General features: G+C 28.8%; 32 protein-coding genes. 9 read left to right on the plus strand and 23 right to left on the minus strand.

The features are described from left to right. Window positions 1-3: 3 nt before the first annotated feature. From AB8U03_RS12690 to AB8U03_RS12700, 3 genes are all read right to left on the minus strand, one after another. Window positions 4-1,029, minus strand: a complete 1,026-nt coding sequence (locus AB8U03_RS12690) for an NHL repeat-containing protein (RefSeq protein WP_369704924.1) — start codon at window positions 1,027-1,029, stop codon at window positions 4-6. Window positions 1,030-1,064: 35 nt separating this feature from the next. After that, window positions 1,065-2,072 carry a phosphodiester glycosidase family protein gene (locus AB8U03_RS12695; protein ID WP_369704925.1) on the minus strand — a complete coding sequence of 336 codons (1,008 nt, stop codon included), beginning with the start codon at window positions 2,070-2,072 and terminating at the stop codon, window positions 1,065-1,067. A 220-nt stretch (window positions 2,073-2,292) separates the two neighbouring features. After that, on the minus strand, window positions 2,293-3,669 hold the full coding sequence (locus AB8U03_RS12700; protein WP_369704926.1) for a PhoH family protein: 1,377 nt from the start codon (window positions 3,667-3,669) through the stop codon (window positions 2,293-2,295). A gap of 388 nt (window positions 3,670-4,057) precedes the next feature. Here AB8U03_RS12700 and AB8U03_RS12705 point away from each other — a divergent pair, with 388 nt between their 5' ends. Further along, complete coding sequence (locus tag AB8U03_RS12705) at window positions 4,058-4,255, plus strand: small, acid-soluble spore protein, alpha/beta type (protein ID WP_369704927.1); 198 nt, start codon at window positions 4,058-4,060, stop codon at window positions 4,253-4,255. A gap of 84 nt (window positions 4,256-4,339) precedes the next feature. Here the strand turns inward: AB8U03_RS12705 and AB8U03_RS12710 are convergent, their stop codons facing one another. Next, entirely contained in the window at window positions 4,340-5,356 is a 1,017-nt protein-coding gene (locus AB8U03_RS12710; RefSeq protein ID WP_369704928.1) for an alpha/beta fold hydrolase, read from the minus strand. 211 nt (window positions 5,357-5,567) lie between these two features. Here AB8U03_RS12710 and AB8U03_RS12715 point away from each other — a divergent pair, with 211 nt between their 5' ends. Then, window positions 5,568-5,954 (plus strand): GtrA family protein, encoded by a 387-nt coding sequence (locus AB8U03_RS12715; RefSeq protein WP_369704929.1) that lies wholly within the window; start codon window positions 5,568-5,570, stop codon window positions 5,952-5,954. A 35-nt stretch (window positions 5,955-5,989) separates the two neighbouring features. Here the strand turns inward: AB8U03_RS12715 and AB8U03_RS12720 are convergent, their stop codons facing one another. The 6 genes from AB8U03_RS12720 to AB8U03_RS12745 all read right to left on the minus strand — a co-directional run bounded on the left by AB8U03_RS12720 (window position 5,990) and on the right by AB8U03_RS12745 (window position 8,915). Beyond that, a complete protein-coding gene (locus AB8U03_RS12720) occupies window positions 5,990-6,163 on the minus strand; it encodes an aspartyl-phosphate phosphatase Spo0E family protein (protein WP_369704930.1) in 174 nt (57 codons plus the stop codon). Between the two features lie 548 nt (window positions 6,164-6,711). Then, window positions 6,712-6,834, minus strand: coding sequence for a hypothetical protein (locus tag AB8U03_RS12725; protein WP_369704931.1), 123 nt, complete (start codon window positions 6,832-6,834; stop codon window positions 6,712-6,714). 267 nt (window positions 6,835-7,101) lie between these two features. Further along, window positions 7,102-7,299, minus strand: coding sequence for a cold-shock protein (locus AB8U03_RS12730; protein ID WP_369704932.1), 198 nt, complete (start codon window positions 7,297-7,299; stop codon window positions 7,102-7,104). A gap of 665 nt (window positions 7,300-7,964) precedes the next feature. After that, on the minus strand, window positions 7,965-8,093 hold the full coding sequence (locus AB8U03_RS12735) for a hypothetical protein (RefSeq protein ID WP_369704933.1): 129 nt from the start codon (window positions 8,091-8,093) through the stop codon (window positions 7,965-7,967). Between the two features lie 170 nt (window positions 8,094-8,263). Beyond that, window positions 8,264-8,524 carry a hypothetical protein gene (locus AB8U03_RS12740; protein ID WP_369704934.1) on the minus strand — a complete coding sequence of 87 codons (261 nt, stop codon included), beginning with the start codon at window positions 8,522-8,524 and terminating at the stop codon, window positions 8,264-8,266. Window positions 8,525-8,723: 199 nt separating this feature from the next. Continuing rightward, window positions 8,724-8,915, minus strand: a complete 192-nt coding sequence (locus tag AB8U03_RS12745) for a hypothetical protein (RefSeq protein WP_369704935.1) — start codon at window positions 8,913-8,915, stop codon at window positions 8,724-8,726. A 271-nt stretch (window positions 8,916-9,186) separates the two neighbouring features. Between AB8U03_RS12745 and AB8U03_RS12750 the strand changes: the two genes are divergently transcribed. Then, window positions 9,187-9,423: a hypothetical protein gene (locus tag AB8U03_RS12750; RefSeq protein ID WP_369704936.1), complete on the plus strand. Its 237-nt coding sequence runs from the start codon at window positions 9,187-9,189 to the stop codon at window positions 9,421-9,423. Window positions 9,424-9,777: 354 nt separating this feature from the next. Here AB8U03_RS12750 and AB8U03_RS12755 read toward each other — a convergent pair whose 3' ends face one another. Beyond that, window positions 9,778-10,227 carry a putative ABC transporter permease gene (locus AB8U03_RS12755; RefSeq protein WP_369704937.1) on the minus strand — a complete coding sequence of 150 codons (450 nt, stop codon included), beginning with the start codon at window positions 10,225-10,227 and terminating at the stop codon, window positions 9,778-9,780. 777 nt (window positions 10,228-11,004) lie between these two features. Here AB8U03_RS12755 and AB8U03_RS12760 point away from each other — a divergent pair. Together AB8U03_RS12760 and AB8U03_RS12765 are read left to right on the plus strand one after the other, a co-directional pair. Next, window positions 11,005-11,280, plus strand: a complete 276-nt coding sequence (locus tag AB8U03_RS12760) for a hypothetical protein (protein ID WP_369704938.1) — start codon at window positions 11,005-11,007, stop codon at window positions 11,278-11,280. Between the two features lie 432 nt (window positions 11,281-11,712). Continuing rightward, window positions 11,713-12,270, plus strand: a complete 558-nt coding sequence (locus AB8U03_RS12765; protein WP_369704939.1) for a hypothetical protein — start codon at window positions 11,713-11,715, stop codon at window positions 12,268-12,270. Between the two features lie 374 nt (window positions 12,271-12,644). On the opposite strand, the gene AB8U03_RS12770 is transcribed toward AB8U03_RS12765, so the two are convergent. From AB8U03_RS12770 to AB8U03_RS12805, 8 genes are all read right to left on the minus strand, one after another. After that, on the minus strand, window positions 12,645-13,175 hold the full coding sequence (locus AB8U03_RS12770) for a CDP-alcohol phosphatidyltransferase family protein (protein WP_369704940.1): 531 nt from the start codon (window positions 13,173-13,175) through the stop codon (window positions 12,645-12,647). 385 nt (window positions 13,176-13,560) lie between these two features. Continuing rightward, entirely contained in the window at window positions 13,561-13,782 is a 222-nt protein-coding gene (locus AB8U03_RS12775) for a hypothetical protein (RefSeq protein WP_369704941.1), read from the minus strand. A 475-nt stretch (window positions 13,783-14,257) separates the two neighbouring features. Further along, window positions 14,258-14,431 (minus strand): toxin-antitoxin system HicB family antitoxin, encoded by a 174-nt coding sequence (locus tag AB8U03_RS12780; RefSeq protein WP_369704942.1) that lies wholly within the window; start codon window positions 14,429-14,431, stop codon window positions 14,258-14,260. 374 nt (window positions 14,432-14,805) lie between these two features. Continuing rightward, window positions 14,806-15,039, minus strand: coding sequence for a hypothetical protein (locus tag AB8U03_RS12785; RefSeq protein WP_369704943.1), 234 nt, complete (start codon window positions 15,037-15,039; stop codon window positions 14,806-14,808). A 110-nt stretch (window positions 15,040-15,149) separates the two neighbouring features. Next, window positions 15,150-15,836 carry a DUF421 domain-containing protein gene (locus tag AB8U03_RS12790; RefSeq protein WP_369704944.1) on the minus strand — a complete coding sequence of 229 codons (687 nt, stop codon included), beginning with the start codon at window positions 15,834-15,836 and terminating at the stop codon, window positions 15,150-15,152. 61 nt (window positions 15,837-15,897) lie between these two features. Further along, entirely contained in the window at window positions 15,898-16,029 is a 132-nt protein-coding gene (locus AB8U03_RS12795; protein WP_369704945.1) for a hypothetical protein, read from the minus strand. Window positions 16,030-16,461: 432 nt separating this feature from the next. Beyond that, window positions 16,462-16,683, minus strand: a complete 222-nt coding sequence (locus AB8U03_RS12800; RefSeq protein WP_369704946.1) for a hypothetical protein — start codon at window positions 16,681-16,683, stop codon at window positions 16,462-16,464. A gap of 138 nt (window positions 16,684-16,821) precedes the next feature. Then, the gene (locus AB8U03_RS12805; protein WP_369704947.1) at window positions 16,822-16,956 is read right to left on the minus strand and encodes a hypothetical protein; all 135 of its coding nucleotides are present in this window, start codon (window positions 16,954-16,956) and stop codon (window positions 16,822-16,824) included. A gap of 218 nt (window positions 16,957-17,174) precedes the next feature. Here AB8U03_RS12805 and AB8U03_RS12810 point away from each other — a divergent pair, with 218 nt between their 5' ends. After that, complete coding sequence (locus AB8U03_RS12810) at window positions 17,175-17,246, plus strand: type II toxin-antitoxin system HicA family toxin (protein WP_369704955.1); 72 nt, start codon at window positions 17,175-17,177, stop codon at window positions 17,244-17,246. Between the two features lie 98 nt (window positions 17,247-17,344). Here the strand turns inward: AB8U03_RS12810 and AB8U03_RS12815 are convergent, their stop codons facing one another. The 3 genes from AB8U03_RS12815 to AB8U03_RS12825 all read right to left on the minus strand — a co-directional run bounded on the left by AB8U03_RS12815 (window position 17,345) and on the right by AB8U03_RS12825 (window position 18,437). Beyond that, window positions 17,345-17,599, minus strand: a complete 255-nt coding sequence (locus AB8U03_RS12815) for a hypothetical protein (protein WP_369704948.1) — start codon at window positions 17,597-17,599, stop codon at window positions 17,345-17,347. Window positions 17,600-17,962: 363 nt separating this feature from the next. Beyond that, on the minus strand, window positions 17,963-18,160 hold the full coding sequence (locus AB8U03_RS12820; protein ID WP_369704949.1) for a hypothetical protein: 198 nt from the start codon (window positions 18,158-18,160) through the stop codon (window positions 17,963-17,965). After that, entirely contained in the window at window positions 18,144-18,437 is a 294-nt protein-coding gene (locus AB8U03_RS12825) for an ASCH domain-containing protein (RefSeq protein WP_369704950.1), read from the minus strand. Before AB8U03_RS12825 ends, AB8U03_RS12820 begins: the two co-directional genes overlap by 17 nt. 519 nt (window positions 18,438-18,956) lie before the next feature. Between AB8U03_RS12825 and AB8U03_RS12830 the strand changes: the two genes are divergently transcribed. From AB8U03_RS12830 to AB8U03_RS12840, 3 genes are all read left to right on the plus strand, one after another. After that, window positions 18,957-19,235 (plus strand): tyrosine-type recombinase/integrase, encoded by a 279-nt coding sequence (locus tag AB8U03_RS12830; RefSeq protein ID WP_369704951.1) that lies wholly within the window; start codon window positions 18,957-18,959, stop codon window positions 19,233-19,235. A 448-nt stretch (window positions 19,236-19,683) separates the two neighbouring features. Beyond that, window positions 19,684-19,854 (plus strand): transposase, encoded by a 171-nt coding sequence (locus AB8U03_RS12835; protein WP_369704956.1) that lies wholly within the window; start codon window positions 19,684-19,686, stop codon window positions 19,852-19,854. 127 nt (window positions 19,855-19,981) lie between these two features. Further along, entirely contained in the window at window positions 19,982-20,275 is a 294-nt protein-coding gene (locus AB8U03_RS12840) for a VanZ family protein (RefSeq protein ID WP_369704952.1), read from the plus strand. A 257-nt stretch (window positions 20,276-20,532) separates the two neighbouring features. On the opposite strand, the gene AB8U03_RS12845 is transcribed toward AB8U03_RS12840, so the two are convergent. Continuing rightward, window positions 20,533-20,703, minus strand: a complete 171-nt coding sequence (locus AB8U03_RS12845; RefSeq protein ID WP_369704953.1) for a hypothetical protein — start codon at window positions 20,701-20,703, stop codon at window positions 20,533-20,535. Between the last annotated feature and the right edge of the window lie 370 nt (window positions 20,704-21,073).

Consider the following 21,073-nt stretch of genomic DNA (forward strand, 5'->3'; position numbering starts at 1 on the left):
TTTTTAATTTAATGATGCCTTTTCCAATTGACCATTACTTATGGATGCAATTCCACCTTCAAATATTTGTATGAAATTTCCCTTATATGTATACTGTTTTCCAGTTCCCACTTCAGTGACAACTCCTTTTAGGTTGTCATTTATGTATATCTTTCCTGAAGGCATTACGAATATGTCATCTTTATCTACAGATTGATTCAAATTTATGTTTCCGTAATTATTTTCATCTGTATTTATATTACCATAATAAATATTTGATATCTTGCCGTTTTCTTCATCCCCTATATAGATTTTATCATTTTCATCCGACCCTATCCATGTGGGATTTTTAACTCCTTTAATGGTAATAGGATTTTCTCTGCCTGTAACATATATATTATGATATATATCATCTCCATATATAAGCTTGTCATCCAGGGATAAAATTCCAATTTTACCTATTATATAAGATCTTGTAGATATTTTTTGCATGTCATTCATTATATTTATTCTGTATATATTGGTCCTTCGTCCTTTACTTTCCATTTTAACATATATTACATTTGTAAAAGGAGATTCCTGTATATCATCAATTTGAGCATTTTTATCAGACCAATCCAATTCTTTTATATCTTCTTTTATATCCTTATCTGCCTCATAATAAGACAAATTAAATTTGGAACTTCCATTAGAATCTTCCTTTTCTGCTATAAGCATTCTATTTCTATCCTTAAGCCATTTATAAAAAGACACCTTCACTCCATCTTTAAATTCTACATTTTTTTCATCGCCAGTTTTTGAATCTACAACTTTTAAAATATCTCCCTGGTAGTAAGCCAGATATTTGCCATCAAAGGAAACGCTAACATTTTTAGCATCCTGTGGTATTTTTATAACTGCATCTTCTTTTTTAGGTTCACTTTTTAAAACCTTTTTGGTTTTTATTTCGGTTTGAGAAGATAAGAAATAATTATTTATATAAAATAATCCTGCAAATTGTATTGCCAGTGATACAGCTACCCAAACAATAATTCTTTTAAAAACTTTCATCTCACACTCCCCTTTAATAATTATATAATAAGTTTCTATGGCTTTACATAAATAGCAGATGGAACGGATCTTTCGCCAAGAGGATCACAGGTATTGTTTATTACTTCTCCTTCGTAATACATGGTAGAAGAAGAACCTCCATCTAAATTCGTAGCATTTATTGCACCATATTTAATCATTATATTTTGAACATCCTTGAGGGAAGCTCCTACACTTTTAGTCTGACGTCCATCTATAACAAGAAACAAAATAGCTCCATCTGCCCTTTGACCTATTGAAGTTCTAGGGGCTATTCCCCAGCCGCCATCTCCGGATTTTATAGTACCCTTTCCATTTACCACTAAAGCAGGTCCAAAAGATATAGCTTCTGTAACACCTTTTTCTTTCATTTCATTCAAACTGTGATTTCCCACTAAAAGCTGCCCTTTACTTGTAATTGCCATTACCTCTAATTTCTGGTTAGGATCACTTATATCATTGGCAACAATATTCCCGCTGCTCATGAGTATACCTGTAGGTTTTCCTCCTGTACCCGTCCACTTGCTGTTACTAGAGGAACTATCCTTAAATCCTCCTCCATTTATGGCAGCTACAGCATTATTGTCCTTTGCTATTCTACTTGTAAGTTCTCCTGCAACTCCTAATTTCTTGCTGTATCCAACTTTAATCCTGGTAGGATCATGAATTATCAATATGTATCCCTTAAATTTTCTACCATCAGTTATGTCTTCCCTTTCTATGCTGCTGTCATGTTTATTTTCAAAACTTAAGGGTTTTACATTATCCTGTTCTATATTTTCAGCTGTATTCCCAGCCACTATTTTTTGTATATCATTATCTGATAAAAATAATTTTGCAATATATTGATGACTTAAAGTTGTCATGGATGCACCTACTACTGTTCTCTTTACATTATCAAAAGGACCATAAAATACCAAAAAAGGGACAGTAATTCCCGTAAATATACATTCAAACAGTAAAAAACAAAATATCAGTTTCCAAACTGACTTCTTTTTTTTACCTGCTGTTTTCCTTTTTTTCATGCATTTAAACCTTTCCTTTCTAAAAAATATATGTTAAATTAAAATTATATCTTTCAATATTGTACAATAAACGATAAAATTTTTAAATAGAAATAATTATAAATATATAAAAACTTCATAAAAAAACGGTAAATAAAAAAGATATTTGCTATGATAATATATAATATGCCCATAGCAAAGTATCTTTATATGGTATGATTATATTCAAAATTATTTCAATTTACAATCTTTTAGAGGCCTCATAGGCCAGCGGTGATCTTTCACATTCATCATGTTTTAAAGTAACCTGATAACATAGATGACTTCCTTTCATCTTTTCCGAGGCATAACATAATCCATTGGATCTGGAATCCAAAAATGCCTGATCTATTTGCTCTGGATCTCCTATTAACAATAACTTAGTGCCTGCTCCAACTCTGGTTATTATAGCTTTCACCTGTTTAGGAGTTAAATTTTGAGCTTCATCAACTACAAGCCAGTTTTTTGTAATGGATCGTCCTCTTAAATACCCCACTGCTTCCGTAGTTATAATTCTCCTGTCAAATAACTCCATCACTTTATCTTCTAGTTCTTTTTCATTCTTATATCTTTCTTTTTCATCAGAATCCACTAGTATCTCCAGATTATCCAATATGGGTCTCATAAAAGGGAATATCTTCTCCTGTTCCGTACCCGGCAAAAATCCTATATCTTCATCCATGGTAACATTGGGTCTACATACCAACATTTTTCTATACTTTCTATTATCCTCCTCCATCATGTTATGAAGTCCAACTGCTAATGAAAAAAAGGTTTTTGCCGTCCCCGCAGGTCCCTTTATTATAACAAGGGGAGCTTTTTCAGCATCTGTAAGAAGAGCTTCTAACATAAACTTCTGACCCACATTTCTTGGATTTATTCCCAGAGGTGAACTACCTTTAAAATAAAGTTGGACAATTTTTTTGCCGTCAAATCTTCCAAGCGCAGTTTGTCTGGGCTGATCGAAGCAATGTATTATAATAAATTCATTAACATAGAGAACCGGTGCAAAATATTTTTCAGTTTCTTCATTATAGCAAGTAATCTTATCAGCTTCTATATACTTATCTCTATAAAAACTTGCTATGTTTTGTTTTGATGTGTACACATCTATTCTTCCCGTATATTGGCTTTCATCTTCCGGAACAACCTTCTCATAAAAATCTTCTACATCTATATTAATTATATCAGCTTTAATTCTTTCAAAAATATCTTTTGTTATTAAACAAACATTTTCGCCCTGCTCCTTAAGACCCTTACATACCTGCATTATTCTGTTATCGGGCTTGCTCTTATCCCAAGCCGGAGGCAACTCCACATCATAATGATTCATTTCAACTCTGAACTTTCCACCAGATGGCAATTGCACTCCACTATTAAGCTTTCCTTTTTTTCTAAAACCGTCTATTAATCTGGCCGCATGTCTGGCATTTGCACCCAGATCATTCTTGTCCTTTTTAAATCCATCCAGTTCCTCAAGTACAACTTCAGGTATGACTACATCCCCATCCTCAAAAGACAATATAGCCCCTGATGAATACAGAATAACATTGGTATCTAAAACATAAGTCTTTTTCAAAGTCATTCCTCCCCTCTCTCATTATTATAATATATTCACCTGAACATATAAATGCATTGATTTCTTGTCCAACTTCATTTATTGATAAATATATTTTTATCTATTGAATTATTAAAAAGTAAACACTGGTCATTCCCAATGCTTACTTTTTTAAGGGAGATCTATATAATTAAGTTATTTGCCTGTTACAATTATTATTTTATGCAATAGCTGTGTCAATACTGTGTCATATATATTAAATAAATATTTACTTCTTTAATATTTTATGAACATTTCAGTTTTTACAATTATAACCTGGTATCCATTTAATTACCTGGAGTAATTTTTATAAAAATGCACAAACTTTAATTGTAAGCAGTAAAGTTTACTATAAAAAGAGGTGAATATTATGGCATACAGTAGTAATAAATTAGTAATACCACAAGCTAGAGAAGCTTTAAACCGATTTAAGATGGAATCAGCAAGAGAAGTTGGAGTAAACTTAAAAGAAGGTTATAATGGAGATTTAACTTCCAGGGAAGCTGGCTCAGTAGGCGGAAATATGGTAAAGAAAATGATTCAAGCCTATGAACAAAATCTAAAGTAATCTAAAGTAATTCAGAGGGCATGTTTCAAAATATTATTTTGAAACATGCCCTTTATCTATAAAGCTAAATCAGTTAAAAAATTTTTAGTGAAGGAAATTATATTTATAAATTGAATGTTTATATTTCTCATCAAAACCATCTTTAGGCTTATTTATATGTTTGTCTCCACTTTGTAAATAATTGATAACGTAGTTTCTCATTGCATCCATGGCATCAGGATCCCTAACCATATCACCATGAGCATAATTGGTTTGTATTACACTAAACCTTTTATTAACATCATCAAATTCATTACTTTTTTTCTTTAAGAAATTAACTAAATCTGATACATTATTTTCTGTAATATCTGGAAGTAATTTAGCTTTGTCAGGATCAATTCCAAACTCTGAAGGATTTTCTTTAATCATTGAAATAATCCCTGCTAAAGAGGGTGTACCAGTCGAAGGATCTCCTGTAAAATTTTTTCCGTTTCCTGCAAGCAGCAATACGTCTTTATTGATGTCCCAGGTCTTAGTAATATCATTATTCCATGACATATCCATATATTGTAGAAATTCATTATATGACAAACCGGATTCTGGTTCATACTCCAAAATGTTCATGGTATCTTCTGTCACATTAAATTTTTCAAGATCCTTGTAATTATAATATGCTCTGTCAAGTAATATAATATCTTTTACTCTATCAGGATATTTTTGGGCAAACATCATGGCTGTATCTGCTCCAAAAGAATGTCCAACTAAATGTGCCTTTTTTATGCCATATGAATCTAACACTGCTTTTATTGAATCCAGCTGAGTATTCCAAGACATAGATGGTACATGTCCGCTATTGCCATGATCTAAATAATCTAACGTTATTGTCATATACGGATTACTTTGGTTATACAAAAATTGACCATGGATATGACTCCCACCCAGCCCATGCAAGAATATAATTGCTTCATTTGCATTTGGTTTATAATTATAAACTTCAGTATATATTTTTACCCCCTTGTAATTAACATATTTTTGTCTGATACTGTCATCTGCCCTGCAAGGCATTATTATGAAGCTTAAAATTAGAATAGTTATAAAAGTTGATGTGAAAATCTTTTTCATGTATATCCCCCTCCAAAAACGTGTATTTTTAACTTAGTATTCTACATTAACCTTTAAATTCCTGCAAACTTTTACAATCCCAATAGAATATGTACTACTCTTTTAATATATTGATCGTTATTTTTTAAGAAAGCATTAAGAATAATGTTTTAAAATTCTTTATAAAATAGTACTTATTATAAAGAATAAAAAGTATTTATGGAGATAAAAAATGTTTTTAAATTTATTATTAAAAAGAAAACAATTTATAAAATATGTTATTTCAGGAACTTTAAATACAGCCATAACGTTAATTGTTTATAATATTCTCATAAAAATTGATATTAACTATATAACTTCAAATATTACAGCATATTCCCTTGGAATCATAAATGGATTTATCTGTAATACGCTTTGGGTGTTTAAATCCAATGGAAATATAAGTACTTCATTTGTTAAATTTATTATTGTGAATTCAATATCACTTATTCTTAGTACTATAATTTTAATTTTTTTAGTTAATATCTTACACTTTAATAAAATATTATCTCAGTTAATGTCTACCGCTATTACAGGTGTGTTTAATTATATATTAAATAAATTATGGACATTTTCTTAGTTGTTTATAAAAGAGAGGCCGGAGCCTCCCCTTTTTTACTTGTCCATTCTTTTGTTAATTGCCTTGCTGTACTCATTCAAGATCAAATCCAGCTTTTGACTTTCAGCAATTATTTCTGAATCCAGTAAATTTCCATTTTGCCTAATTGCCTTTAATAAGTCAGTTCTTAATTTTTCTACTTCTTTCAATATTCTGTCAATTCTAGACATAAAAAAACACCTCCTTTCTCAAATCAGTATAGAAAAGAAAGTGCTTTTTATAAATATATAAATTATTTATTTTATGAAATACATATTAATAAGCATCAGTTTTTACTGATGCTTATTAATTGATAGTACACTTTTAAGGAGCTCTACATAAATATTTTATTTTCTCTAAGGTTTATTCCTTAGAGTACTTATTATGATACCCAATAACTGTGGCAACATAGTGTCAGACTTGTTAATTAACTGTTTACTTTTTGAATATCCTGTAAATACCAATATAAATCCTATTATTTGAAAATGTCTCTCAGTCAATTACTTTATAAAATTATAGTCTATACACAGGCTTAACTTACCAAACAGCATATATAATATGATAAAAATATAAAGAGCCTTTGTCTTTCAGTCAGCTCTAAATTATTCAATTCAGTAACTGCATTAAACTCCAGCTCCTTATTTATTTTATTATTTTTATTAAAATAAGGTTCCACTATTTTTCTACATTACCATCTTGTTCATCTTTTTTATTATTCTATACATAAAAAAGAAGGTAATTAATCCTTCTTCTCATCATCTTTCTCTATTTTATTACTATCATTTTTTTCCTCATTTTTATTGAGTAAATAACTAAAATCAGTTAATTCCCTATTCTTACCTTTAATATTTTTACGTCCCAAGTAAATCACCTCTTATTTATAGTATAACCTATAATCTCAATTAATACCAATATTATAGAATCTATTTTAATAAGAAAATAAACACCTGGTATTCTCCAAATGTCTACTCTCCCCTCTAAGTATTAATCTTAGGACAAGTATTATTATATACGTAAATATTTTCCAAATCAAGCATTAATTTCTATGAAATAAAATTTCAAATATTCATCCAATTTTAAACAGCAAAAATCCCTTAGATATATATCTAAGGGATAAAATATTTACTAATTAAAGAACAGTAATATTTTCTGCTTGTGGTCCCTTTTGTCCCTTACCTTCATCATAAGAAACTTTTTGACCTTCATCAAGTGATTTATAACCATCTGAATTTATTTGAGAAAAATGTGCAAAAATATCTTTTCCATCTTCTCCTGTAATGAATCCAAATCCTTTATCTCTATTAAACCATTTAACTGTACCAGTCATATACTAATACCTCCAATTTTATTTTCTTAAACTTTTTGTAATAAACCTAACCAAATAAAATTTCGATATTAATATACTATATTATTAAGTACTTACTGAAATATATTCGTGTTTAAATTAATTACTATTCAATTTAAGTTACTAAGAGAGTATAACACATATTATTGGATAAAGCAAATTAAATATTTTTTGATAGTATTTTAAGCATTAAAATAAACTGTTAGCCTTCCTTATCTTTTAATAAGTACTTATGGCAATTAAAGGTTGCTTTTCTGTATATAACATATTATATTCTGGAGGTTGCACTTATATTTAACGTGCCCTGCAACCGCAGACACAAAGCTGGTAATTACCTTTGCATAAATTATCTTTGATATTTATATATGATTATGTTATTTTCATTTTCTCTAAGGTCATTTCCTTAGGACACTTATTATTATATAAATTACTTGTGACATCATAATGTCATATTGGTTAATTATCCATTTACTTCTTAAACAATCTGTAAATAATATGAAAATAAGCACTGATTTAACAGTGCTTATTTGTACATAGGTTATTTAATTTTTCACTAAGTTTTACCTTAGCTCAATTATTACTTTACACCACTATTGTTACAATACTGTGTCATTTATACTAAATAAAAGCATATAAGAAAAAATATATTATTCTTTGTTGTTTTTATCTATCATAATTAATATAAATACTATTAAAAGAGGCATAACTATTGACATCATATTTATTATTACTGCCATTATTTTTGATGCACCCATATCTTCAATCATACTATTCACCTGTTTGTGTTTATATTCTTATATCTTACTTTACCACCTTATAATCCATTTTATACGTAAAAAATAAGCACCCAGATGACAGTTACTTATTTTTATATCGTACAATTTCTTGAAGTGCGAGCATAAAAGTACTATAAAATTACAATTAAAATAGTACGGTATATTTTATATTATTTTTTTAATGAAATAAGAACTCTTCCCACACACATAATTATAAAAGCTACTATGCAAACTACAGCCGATTCCTTAGATTTATTTTTAAATGCGCTCATACCGCAAAAAAACACAAAGGGTGCTGTAAAAAAAAGTAAAAATAACCCCCAATTGGGAATAAGTGCTATTGGACAGGTTATATAATATATTGAAGCAACTATCATCTTAGACTTTTCACCCGTCCTAAATCCAGGTATATATTTTAATATATTCTTCAATTTATCATCTCCAAATATGTATTCTACATTTATGTATTCTACATTTAATATTCTACAAAATTTTTCTTATTCCTGCTTAATTTTATTTAAAAATATAAAATTCTTTCCTTTTTTTAAATAGAATTAATAATTTTCAATAATTAATTCACTGTACTATTATAAGATAATATAAATTCAGCCCAACTCAACCTCTTACTATTTATGCAAAAGCAATTACCCTAAATTCTAATGCTATACTGACATAAACATTGCAATGGCTTATATTCCTCTTAATATTCTTCTCTTGCTTCTGAAGCTTGCTGCAATCTGTTTCTAAAACTTCTGCCTCTTCTAAATCTCTAAATTTCCAGCATAATAACCTGAATTCTACATATCCTAATGTATAAGTCATCAATGTATTAAAGTTATTAAGGTTTTATATGAATCAGGATATTTATCCTTTAATATGTTGATACTTGCTTTATGCTGGAGATGATGAATCCTCCATACTTAAATTTTGTTTAACTTCATACTATAAACCTCATTCCAGGGATTTGATACCCCTGGTTTTTTCTTTTTCAAAATATTCCAAGTATATTATTAGCTTATCTTCAAATTCATATATATCTTAAGTGTCACTATACTTAATTTATTTTAATATACTAAATCTGAGGTGAATTATAATGTCACTTTTTGATTCAATAACTCCTAAAGATTTATCTGTTCTAGCAAATTTAGTTGCACTTACCCTTACAGATGGAAAATCAGCTAGTGATAATAACGTGTTGGGTAATTTTTTAGCTGCTATTTCAGCTAATATACTTAATATTGCATCCCAACAAGAAAACCTTAAGTCTTTAGAAGAAAAGCAAAACCAAATTAAAGACCTCCAAAAACAAATTAAGCAACTTAAGAAATGATTTACAGCACATAGGTAGTAAACTATCTCTGCATTTTTTAGATTAGGCATCATTAGCAAAATCTACCTTTTAACAGCACTGAAAACATCCACAATAAAATGATGATAGATCTTTTGGTAAATATAAATCAAAAACTCATTATTCCCAAAAAACTTAATTTTTGTTCAACTATTTCAAAGCTTTTTCGGTACTTCGGTTCTTTTACTTCCATATATTATAGTTATCTTTATAATTACATGCTCCCTGTTGTTTTTAATCAAGCAATATATTTTAATTTATAATATTTTACAACTATAATTTGATATTATCATATTTCAATATATTAGACAAAATAAAAACTATATATTATCCCCTCTAATTACCTGTAAATAAATCTCTATAATTTTTTATCAGTCCTTCTGGCTTTTTCTCATGAAACAATTTATATCTCAAATAATCATCTGCATAAATAGCAAAGGGAACCAACATAAACCACAATATAGCAAAGGGTATACATATTTGGCCGTATAAATTCCCCCATGTATTTGAGTAATCCCATATATTGAGTTTTAACCACACATTGAGTACCATACCTGATACAAATTCCAGAATAAGTACTATAGCAGTTCCAATCACGCATTGCTGCCACATTTTTCTATCATAGAATTTAGGATGCTCATTCAATTTTCCTATAAAAAAGGCACTTAATCCGCCTACTACAAGTATACTTATGTGTGTCCATCCACGCCAAATCCCCTCAAGTACCATATATAAGGCACCCATTATAAATATCAAAAGTAAATCTTTATATAACTTATTTTTCAATCCACATCACTCCTATGCTGGAATTACTGCATCCCAAGTTACTACATTTACTGTATCTATATTAATAAGTGTTTTTACATATTCCTGTAATTGCTTAGTAATATTATTTATTTTGTCATATATTCAAGCCTTCTATGCCAAACTTTTTTATTGATTCCGCTACAAAGTTGTGTTATTAGTGCCATGATATTGTAAAATCGTTAACTCCTAAAATTTCCAGAATAATAACTTAAATTCTGCACATCCTATTCATATAAGGATATCAATGTATTAAAGTTGTTAAAATATTTAAGTTTTATATGGACCAGGATATTTGTCCTTCAATATGTTGGTACTCACTTTATACTGGGGATGATGAATCCCCAGTGTTTAAACTTCCACCAGATTGCTATATTAAATAACATATATTTTGTTTCCTTTAATTAATCATTGTACCAGGGGTTTTATCCCTGGCTTTTTCTTTGAAGAATCTTTGAACTGTGAATTAACTTTTACTAAAATAGTCATCTATGGCTTTTATCTTTTTCTCCAATATAGTAAACAACCATTCTAATCTTTCTTGTCTTGGAAAACTATATACTCTAATAATTCATTTTTAATTTTTAAACAATCTGCAGAATACTGATGAAAATATCCAATAATTATTGTGTTTTCTCTTCTTTATCTCTAAATCATCACTTGTTTATTGCAACAGAACAATATCTTATCATCTATTAGCTTGAATGCTGATATAAGTGCTATAATAATATTATTAATTTAAAGTAAGGAGTTGTAATCATGAACAAAGCGATTATTGAACTGGAACTACTTTATTCTGATGCTAAAAAAGACCCTTTGCTAAAAAAGAAACTGCTTGCAACCCGTTCAGCAGACGATCCCATGGATACCTTTTGTAAAGTAGCTTGTGATGCAGGACATCCTATAACTGTTGGGGAACTTTTTGCAATTGGGCAAGAATACAGCGACAATCAATGCAAGAGCACAAATGGCGGAAATCCCTACCCATACGACTCATTTGAAGACACATACGAAACATTTCTTGCTTCTCTATAAACCCGCATATTAAATTTCATAATCTAATTACAAAAGTATCAATATAATAATTGGTACTTTTGATTTCATGATTCGTAAAGTTTGGTATTCCTTATATGTAAATAATATTTGCAAACACTCTTCTGATCTCCTAGTATAATTCTTCTTATATCTATGATAGAAGATATATTCAAGTCAGGCCGCAATAATTACGGGACAAGAAAAATTAAAGTTGAATTACAAAAAATAGGATACAGGAAGTTCAAACACAGAATAGACATAATATGGATAAATTTAAAATTATTTCTGTTGTGCTGACTTTTCCTATTATTAAAATATTAATAAATTGAAAACATTTTAATAACATTTTTTAATTATCATACTTTTTATTATAATTTATACGATAATTTGTATGATAATTTAAAAAATATAATTTATAAAGGAAGTGTAATTATGTCTAATGACATTAGTTCATTAATTCCATACTTATATAATATAAACACAAATAATCAAATTTTTCAGAATCCACTTTTAAATTCAGATGATAATTCAGATAACACGGATAATTCAATTTCAAGTTTAGGATTGGACTCAATTCAACTTAGCCCTGAAGCATTAAGTACTTTAAATTCATTTCAGAATTCTAATACTAATAGCACATTTAATTCTGCATTGGATAGTCTAGTGGCAAATAATACTATTACCCAGGATCAAGAAAATTCTATTAAAAGCAATCTTTCTTCATTAAATACCACTTCTTCAACCTATTCAAATATTGGTTCAGAATCCCCATTAGATAGCCTTGTATCAAATGGTATTATTACTCAAGATCAAGAAGATTCTATTAAAAACACTTTACTATCTTCTCGTAATAAAGAAATACAAAAGCAGGCCCAACTAATATCCCAAAACCCTATATTATCAAATAACCCTGAGTTATACTTAAATTCAGATTTATATCAACAAAACAATAATAATATATCTGATACTTCGACTTTAAATGAAGTATAGTATATAACAATTTAATAGAATAATTTTAAGTCCAGGAAGTATAAAAACTACTCTGGGCTTAAAATTATTGAGCTTTTGCATTATTTACATTCTCTGGAGCTTAGGAAACAGCCAGTAAGTACAACCATAAAGCATAAAATTATTAATACTATTTTTTTCATCTTATACCCCCATAAAATTTATCATATAAAAATCCTATGAGTTAATATTTAGGGTAAAATAAAAAAGCTATTTCTAGCCCTTTAATGCATTGGCACTTACTTATTTACACTGGGGATAATTAATCCCCAGTGTTTAAACTTTATTAACTATTTAATTTCAATTTATTATCTTAAAATAAGATAATATGTTTTAAATAAGCCCTAAAAATATATTCATTTTACAAATATACTTTGTCTATTTACTTGCAGTTCACTTGATGTCAACTGAATAATCAATTCCTCAATTGCTGATATAGTTGCCACAATACAAATTATATACATCAACATAGCTATATAAATATATGAAAGCATAATTGGAAATATAAATAAAACTATACCAGTAATTTTATTTCCGTATGTGTGAATACTAGCAAATGTTTTATATTTTTTAATGGCTACAATCATTGATGACAATCTAATAATGCCGATTGAAATAACCCAAATGATAATTTCAGCTGTAGGATTTAGGATTGAATAAAACACAAATAATAATACCCCTGTCATTATCATATCAGCTATGGAATCAAGCTTTGCACCAAGGCTACTCATTGTCTTCGTCTTTCTAGCAATAAATCCATCCATAATATCGCTTAATCCACAAATAATATATATTACATAAAAGGTTATACTTAATGGATTAACAAAAATCAAAATCAAAGAAAAAATTATTCTACTAAATGATATGCAGTTTGGTATTATTTTCATCTTATCACCTACTAAATATTAGCAATCTCTGTTTCATATTTATTTGCTATTCTGTTTTAATTATACCATGCACCCTACTATTCAATTTTCAAAGAACAATTTATTTCACTGAGCGCCGTGTTTCTATTTTGTATTCAAGTTAAATAATCTAAGAGAGTTTAAATTATTTTGCATTTAACTCTCTAGTCATATCTAAACCTCAGCATCTGCTTTCTCCACGCAAAATAAGCACCCGTCATTTAGGATGCCTAATCTGCAATATAATTTTAAAGGGATGTCAATTTATATACTATCTTTTGGCGGTTGCACTTAAGTTTATGGTGCCCTGCAACCACAAGCACCAGCTTGGTAATTACCATTACTTGAATGATTTTTGAATTTTATTTTAGTTATAGCTCAAGTGTTTAATATATATGGACAATTGAAATTCTATTTCCGTATGCCCATCAAAATTAATCATTTTTGGATCAGGATTAGATATTACTTTAATTTCACAATTTCTATTTAATTTCTTATGTTCCATTTTTATTTCTTCTATTTTATTTTCTATATTTTTTAATTTATTTGTATTATAAATTATAGTAGCGTTTGGGAAATCACACACCATACTCACCCTTTCAAATGGTCGTTTTTTATTTTCGCTAAGGCTATTTCCTTAGGACACTTATAAATATACATGGTTTTTATTACAGCTTAGTGTCGTATTAGTTAACTATTTGTAACAAATCTCATTATTGTATGAATAAAATAAAAATAAGCACCGATTTAACAGTACTTATTCCAAGTAAGTATACAAAAATAGTATTAATTTATTTACGGTTTCCCGCATTGGAGCTCCATTTAACCCTTGAGCCATGGACTTATTTACCCCACCAGTTTCGCATTGTTAGGGGGCTTGGCGGATTATCAAGAGAGAGTTATGAATTACCACCAGTTTGTAGTTTCTGGTACTTCATCCTAGCCATAATTGACTATCTATAAGCCTGTACTACTTTTACATGAATTTTATCCCAAGTTTGTTTTATTTTTGTCCTATTTTTATCTAACGATTTTTATTTATTTTATTAGATTTATCTTTTACTTTAGATTCCTGTACCTCTGCTTAAAAGATATAAACAATACTGATTCATACTTATACCTCCTTCTTTAGATTTTTCCATTAATTCTTTATGAAGTAATTTAGGCATTTTTAACTTAAACTGTCCTGAAAAGTTTTCTTCTTCCAATGGCTCTGGTATTGATATTCCATCCTCCAATGCAGCTTCTAACCAACACTTTTTTGCATCATTTAAAAACTCTACTGGCTACTTCCACTTTTCGGAGGCCTTCCTAATTTCCCGTTTCTGCAGCATATTATAAATAATTTCAACTTTCTGCTTTGCTGTCAACTTTTTCATATACACCATTCCTCAAATTACCAGAATAATAACCTAAATTCTGTGCATCCTATATATATAAGCTATCAATGTATTAAAATTATTAAAGTATTTAAGTTTCATATGAACCAGGATATTTGTCCTTCAATATGTTGATACTTACTTATACTGGGGACGATGAATCCCCAGTGTTTAAATTCATACTGTAACCCTCATTCCAGGGATGATTTTCTGGATTTTTCTTTGTAAAATATCTATATAATATTTCCAGCTGAATTAATTATGCCCTCATCATTATCTAATCCATTTTTCTTTATATATTTATCCCTCAAACTCTTAGCCATATCTATTAAAGCCCGTTCACCTTCACATAATTCTTTTGTCTTTTTTTCATATATCTTTATTAATTCATTGTGAAAATTTGTACCAATTATTCTTCCTTCATTCTTATCACTTTTATCTCTAATTTTTATTATTGGAAATAGCATTTATAATTCATCCATTTATTTATAGATTCTTTGTTTTATGAACATAAAAAACGCCGTAAAATTCTTTCGAATAATACGGTATACTTTAAATTATTTGATTTTGAAGTTAATTACTTTGTTTTTGTTGAAACATATAAAATCCCTGCGGCATTTAAACCAGCATAAAAAACCTCCTTTACATCACGAATATTGTGATCTTTGAGTTGTTCTCTAACCCATTTTTCATCATGATTAGTGCTTTTTAAATTACTGTGCATTATTTTACCATCAACAATTATATCACTTGTTAAACCAGTATAGTTTATTGAAATATTTAAATCACCAGCTGTTATTAATTGTTTATTTGTTTTAGGAAGTACAGTTAATTCTCCATCACTTTCTATAATTGCAAATTCTACATCTTCTATATTAAATATATCTTTTTCTCTTAATTGCATCATTAACTGATCTATTGATATTTTCATTTTTTTTAAATTACAATCTAATATTTTCCCATTACTTATTAGTGTCACTGGCTCTCCATCCAATAATATTCTAAATTTAAAATTTTTAATATTTAAATAATCTGTAATAATAACTAATACACTAATAACGATTACCGAGATCGCAGCCAAAAATGGTGATTCTTGTGAGCCTAATGCTATTCTTACTGCAATAGACCCAAGAGCAACCCCAACTATAAAATCATAAAATGTTATTCTTGATATTAATTTTCTTCCGATAATTCTTCCCAAGATTAATAAAATAATGTACATAGAAATACTTCTAAAAACTATTTCTATAATTTTTCTTACCATAGTATAACCCCTTATATAAATATTTTGATATTTATATAGTCACCTTTAAACTAAGAAATATTCATCTTCTCTTTGGGAATACCCACATAATTGACATTCCATTAAATTCATTGCCAAAATCACTATTCAATTTTATGCTTTTTAATAATTGTTCACCACTTTCAATCTCTCCAATCCTTTTCAGAACCTCCACTTTTTCAACCTGCAGCGAAGATAAAATGTTTGATTTAATAACTAAAATGTATACAGAAATGTAAAAAAGATTTAAGAAGATTGATAAAAGAATTAACTGCGTCGACAAAAAAATTGATGGACTAGATAATAAGATGGATAAAACCAACATAATTATGTGGATTCATCCTAAACTATATAAATTTCTCCTTACAACCTAGTTTATCCTTATTCAATTTTTTCTTCTTGGGCTTTTCTTTTTTCTACACCTCTCACCCTGCTTTCTTAACGCAAAATAAGCATCCTAAATGATGGATACCTATTTTACATTAGAATATTAAGGCAATACAATTTAATATACTGTCTTGTGGCAGTTGCACTTGAGTTTAACGTGCCCTGCAACTACAGGCACAATCAGTAATTACCTTTACTTAAATGATTTTTTAATTTATTTTTAGTTAATCCTTAAATGCCTAATATATATTGAAAGCTCAAATGATATATTTGTATGTCCATCAAAGGCAATCATTTCAGGATTAGGTTCAGATATTACTTCAATTACACAATTTCTATCTGATTTGTTATGTTCCATTTTTATTTCTTCTTCTTTATTTTTTATATCTTCTAATTTATTTGCACTGTAAGTTATAATAGAATTCGGAAAATTATACACCATACTCACCCTTTCAAATAATTGTTTCTATTTTCGCTAAGGTTATTTTCTTATGTGTTTTCATATTTATTTATATATACGAAACACGCATCACTTTTTAGGGTATTATTAAGTAAATTTTCTAATAAATTTAAATCTTTTCTACCTTAAATTATCCTTAAGTCTTTTATAGTTACTACGTTTCATCAAATTTAATATATCAGAAAAGGAGAGGTGTTCGCCTCTCCTGAATTCATCCTTATTCAATTTTTTCTTCTTGGGTTTTTCTTTTTCCATACCTCTCACCTGCTTTTTTATTAATTTTTATTTCATTTATGTAATATTTATTATAAAATGCTTGACACGTATTAATTATATGTGCCAATCATAATTGTAAGGAGGAAAGGGGACGAAACCAAAACAATTACTTAAATTTTTAAAAAAGGCTGGATAATAAAGGAACAACGGGTTCATATATTGAGCTAATTCATCCCAATATACCTGGTAAAATAACAATACCTAATCATAATAAAGATCTTAGACCAGGAACCCTAAACCCAATACTCAAGCAAGCGGGGCTGAAATAAAGCCCTCTTGCAAAAATTTATATGCCTCTAACCCTGCTTCCTAAATAAAAAAATAAGCACTGGTAATTACCAATACTTAATAGGCATTAATTTAAATACTATAAATGTTGATATATAAATATTCCTACATAAATTACTCCTACTATAATTCCCAATATTCCAGCTGAGCTATAATTTTTATTAGATTCTACAATACTTATAATAGAAAAAATAATAGTACCAATAGGAATAATTATAAATGCATTCCCTAAGATTGTATGCAATAATCCAGCAAAAAGAAATAAAGAAGCAACTAATATTAAAGAAATTATTGAAAACTTATTGATTTTATTTTGTCGAATAGCTTCTGGCATAATTATCATCCCCTAAACTAATTTTATTAATTATATCATTTACTTGATTTATTATCAATATTTACCTTTTTATTAAATCATGAAAATAAGCACCAATTTAACAGTGCTTATCTCCAGTAGACATACATAAGTAGTATTAATTTTTATTTACGGTTTTCCGCATTGGAGTTCCACTTAACCCTGGAGCCATGGGTTTATTAAATTATATTAAAGGGAGGGTTATGAGTTACCACCAGTTTAGTCTCTGGTGCTTTATCTTAGCCATAATCGGCTGTATATAGTATATAATACTTTTACATGAATTTTGTTCCAAATTTATCTTATTTTTGTACCACGATTTTTATAATTTTAAGTTCTATTAAATCAAACTCTCTCAACACTTTTGTCTTCTTTAACCCAAAATAATATAATGTTGAATTTTTTTATTATTGGTTGAATTTTAGCAATTCTATCTCTATGCTCCTTCTTATCAGGAAATGCCATTGCTACTTCTGTATCTGGTCCAAAATAATTTGAAATAGTTTCACAAGTTTTTAATAAAGCATTAGCAATCTGTAACACTGCATGTTACATCATTCTCAACTATTTTTTGACAGGCTATGAAATTGCATTTTGCTATTATCACCCCTAGTGGAAATTGATAATCCTCTGAAATAGAATAGTTAAATGGTGCATCTTTTACTAGATTTAAGTTTTTGGTATCCTTCCCTGAATGTATTAATAACGTTCCACGATACTTAGTCTTCCATGACCTAGTCTCTATATGTTTCTCGCCTAAGGCTACGAGACTTGCCCATGGTTGCTTTATAGTCAATACTTTCATAAAATCTCTCCTCAAATTACCAGAATAATTATTTGAGTTCTGTGCATCCTATTCACATAAAGATATCAATGTATTTGGGTTATTAAAATATTAAATTTCCTATAAACCAGGATATTTGTCCTTCAATATGTTGATACTTACTTTATGCTGGGGATGATAAACCCCCAGCGTTTAAATTCATATTGTAATAACCCTCATTCCAGGGAGTTTATCCCTGGCTTTTTTCTTTGAATAATCTAAGTAAGGTATTTGAAAGTATTCTCATTGATTTTTCAAAGGATTTAATTAATTTTTCAGCAGCACCTGACTTTTTAATTTTCTCAGCCTGCTCTATTATCTTATCCAGTTGTTCAAAACTAAACCTTCTCAGTAATGCCTTTTGTTGAGAATACCCTATGCCTAATTTAGATAATTTCTTGATTCCCTTAGCTTTTTCTCTGATATTTATTCATATAAGCCCCTTTTTTGAAATATTTGTTTCACGAACATAAAAATGCCGTAAAATTTTTTTGAATAATACGGTATACAAAATAATTGTTCAATTTTTTATTTGTTACTTCAAATTTCAATATTATGTCATTTTGCTTTTTTGCTATATTTTACCTTTTATTAATAAAAGCAAAAATAAAACATAAAAAATTTCATTGTTTAAGGTATACTTATGCCACAAAATTATTTGAAGCTGGAGCTCCCCTAAAAACTGTACAAGCTTTATTAGGTCATAGCAATATAAAAACAACAGCTGATATTTATACTCACGTAATGCCTAAGCAAAAAATCAATGCTGTTGAAAAGCTAAATTATATTATATAACTAAACAAAAATAGTACTAAAAGCAAAGTATGCGTCAAATAAGAAAGTGGATGGAAAGTGTTCAAAAAGTATGCGATAATCTTCCTAAAATAAGCTTTAAAGTTTTTGAAGTTAACTTTAAAAGGAGATTTTATATGGATGTACAAAAAATAACTCAAGAATATAGGTGGAAATTCGTAATAGTGCCTCAGCCAGTTTAATTGAAAAAACTATAAGGGTGCTGCAAAATGTATAGCACCACGGGAATTATAGAAAAACAAGTAAAGGAACTGTCTCAATTGATATGCTCCCTTCTAGATAGACAAGTGAAATAATAAAAACTTGTTTACTTGGAAGGGAGCATTTTTATGTCAAAAAATAAAATAAGTCCAGATGAAAAGATTTGTGCAGTAAAACTTTTCTTGGATGGTAAAGGAAGCCAAAGAAGTATCGCTGGCCNAAAAATAAAATAAGTCCAGATGAAAAGATTTGTGCAGTAAAACTTTTCTTGGATGGTAAAGGAAGCCAAAGAAGTATCGCTGGCCAATTAGGCATAAGTTATCAATCTTTTCAGCAATGGATACGTAATTATAAAAGCATGGGCAAAGGTATATTCATAAAGAAAGGGAGAAAATTATGAGAAGTCTTTTAATGTTAATAATATCATTCTTTTAATAACTATATTAAATGCTATATTAAAGAAAAATAGTAAGCAGCCTGGGAAGGAAATATTATGTCAACATCGCTTATTTGGGTATCTTTTCTTATTGTATCTTATGATTAATTTAGTATTAGTAGGTGTCCCTTCTTGGTTTGAATGGAAAATGTCTTTAAATCAAGGCCAACCAATATTTCATACTGATAATATGAATTTAGTGCCTTTTAAAGATTCATTGGACATTACAAGTATATTTAATATTATATTATTTATGCCTTTGGGATTGCTTTTACCAACTTTGTGGGATAAATGCTGTAAACTATTGCCGACATTTTGTTATGGATTAACTTTTTTTCTTATATACATTGTGATTACTTTTATATGCTCTTTTTTTACATATTAGTTAGGTTTTTCATAATATTTTTTATAAAGTATGCCGAATCATATGAGGAAAAAATTACAATTCTGAATTCAAAGCAAAATTAGTGCTGGAAATAACTTTGTGGAGAATGTACTTTAAGTAAAATAGGTTCTGAAAATGGAGTCCAAGAAGAATCATGATTTATTTATAAAAAGGGAAATCGATAAAATATATACGCAGTATCCTTATTTTATGGACTAAAATAAGCCCCAAGCCAAATTAATGACCTGGCATTAAAATTATTGAACTGGCTGAACTGTTACATTATTTGTATCAGCTGGACCTGCTGTATTTTGCACAGGAGTTACAGCTTCTTGTATACTAGCAATGGTCTGCTTTAATTTTTCGTTTTTCTGTTGTAACTGCTCCCATCCACAAAACTCAAATATTCCATGTATTATTTCGTGCAATAAAATATTTTCCCCATATTGCCCTCTAATCCCTTTTTAACCCTTATCTCTTGATTGGGAAATACTATCTTACCATCAACATTCAGATCACCTTCATCACATACATCAACTAATCTATTCCGCCAATTTTTATAACTTCAGGTGACATAATCTTTCACCTCACTCTCTTAATAGCACCCTTGACCCTCCTGTAGCAGTCATGGCGCATCAATTTTTTCTTCTTGGGCTTTTCTTTTTCCATACCTCTCACCTGCCTTGATGCACAATCCTTGCAGAATCTATTTCCTGCTCTAAATTTTGCGCAAAAAAGCACCCGGTTAAATCCTGAACTGACCCCCATAAGTTAGACCTAAAAATCTAACTTATGGGA

The sequence above is a fragment of the Clostridium moutaii genome (assembly GCF_041205085.1).
GTDB lineage: Bacteria > Bacillota > Clostridia > Clostridiales > Clostridiaceae > Clostridium_B > Clostridium_B moutaii.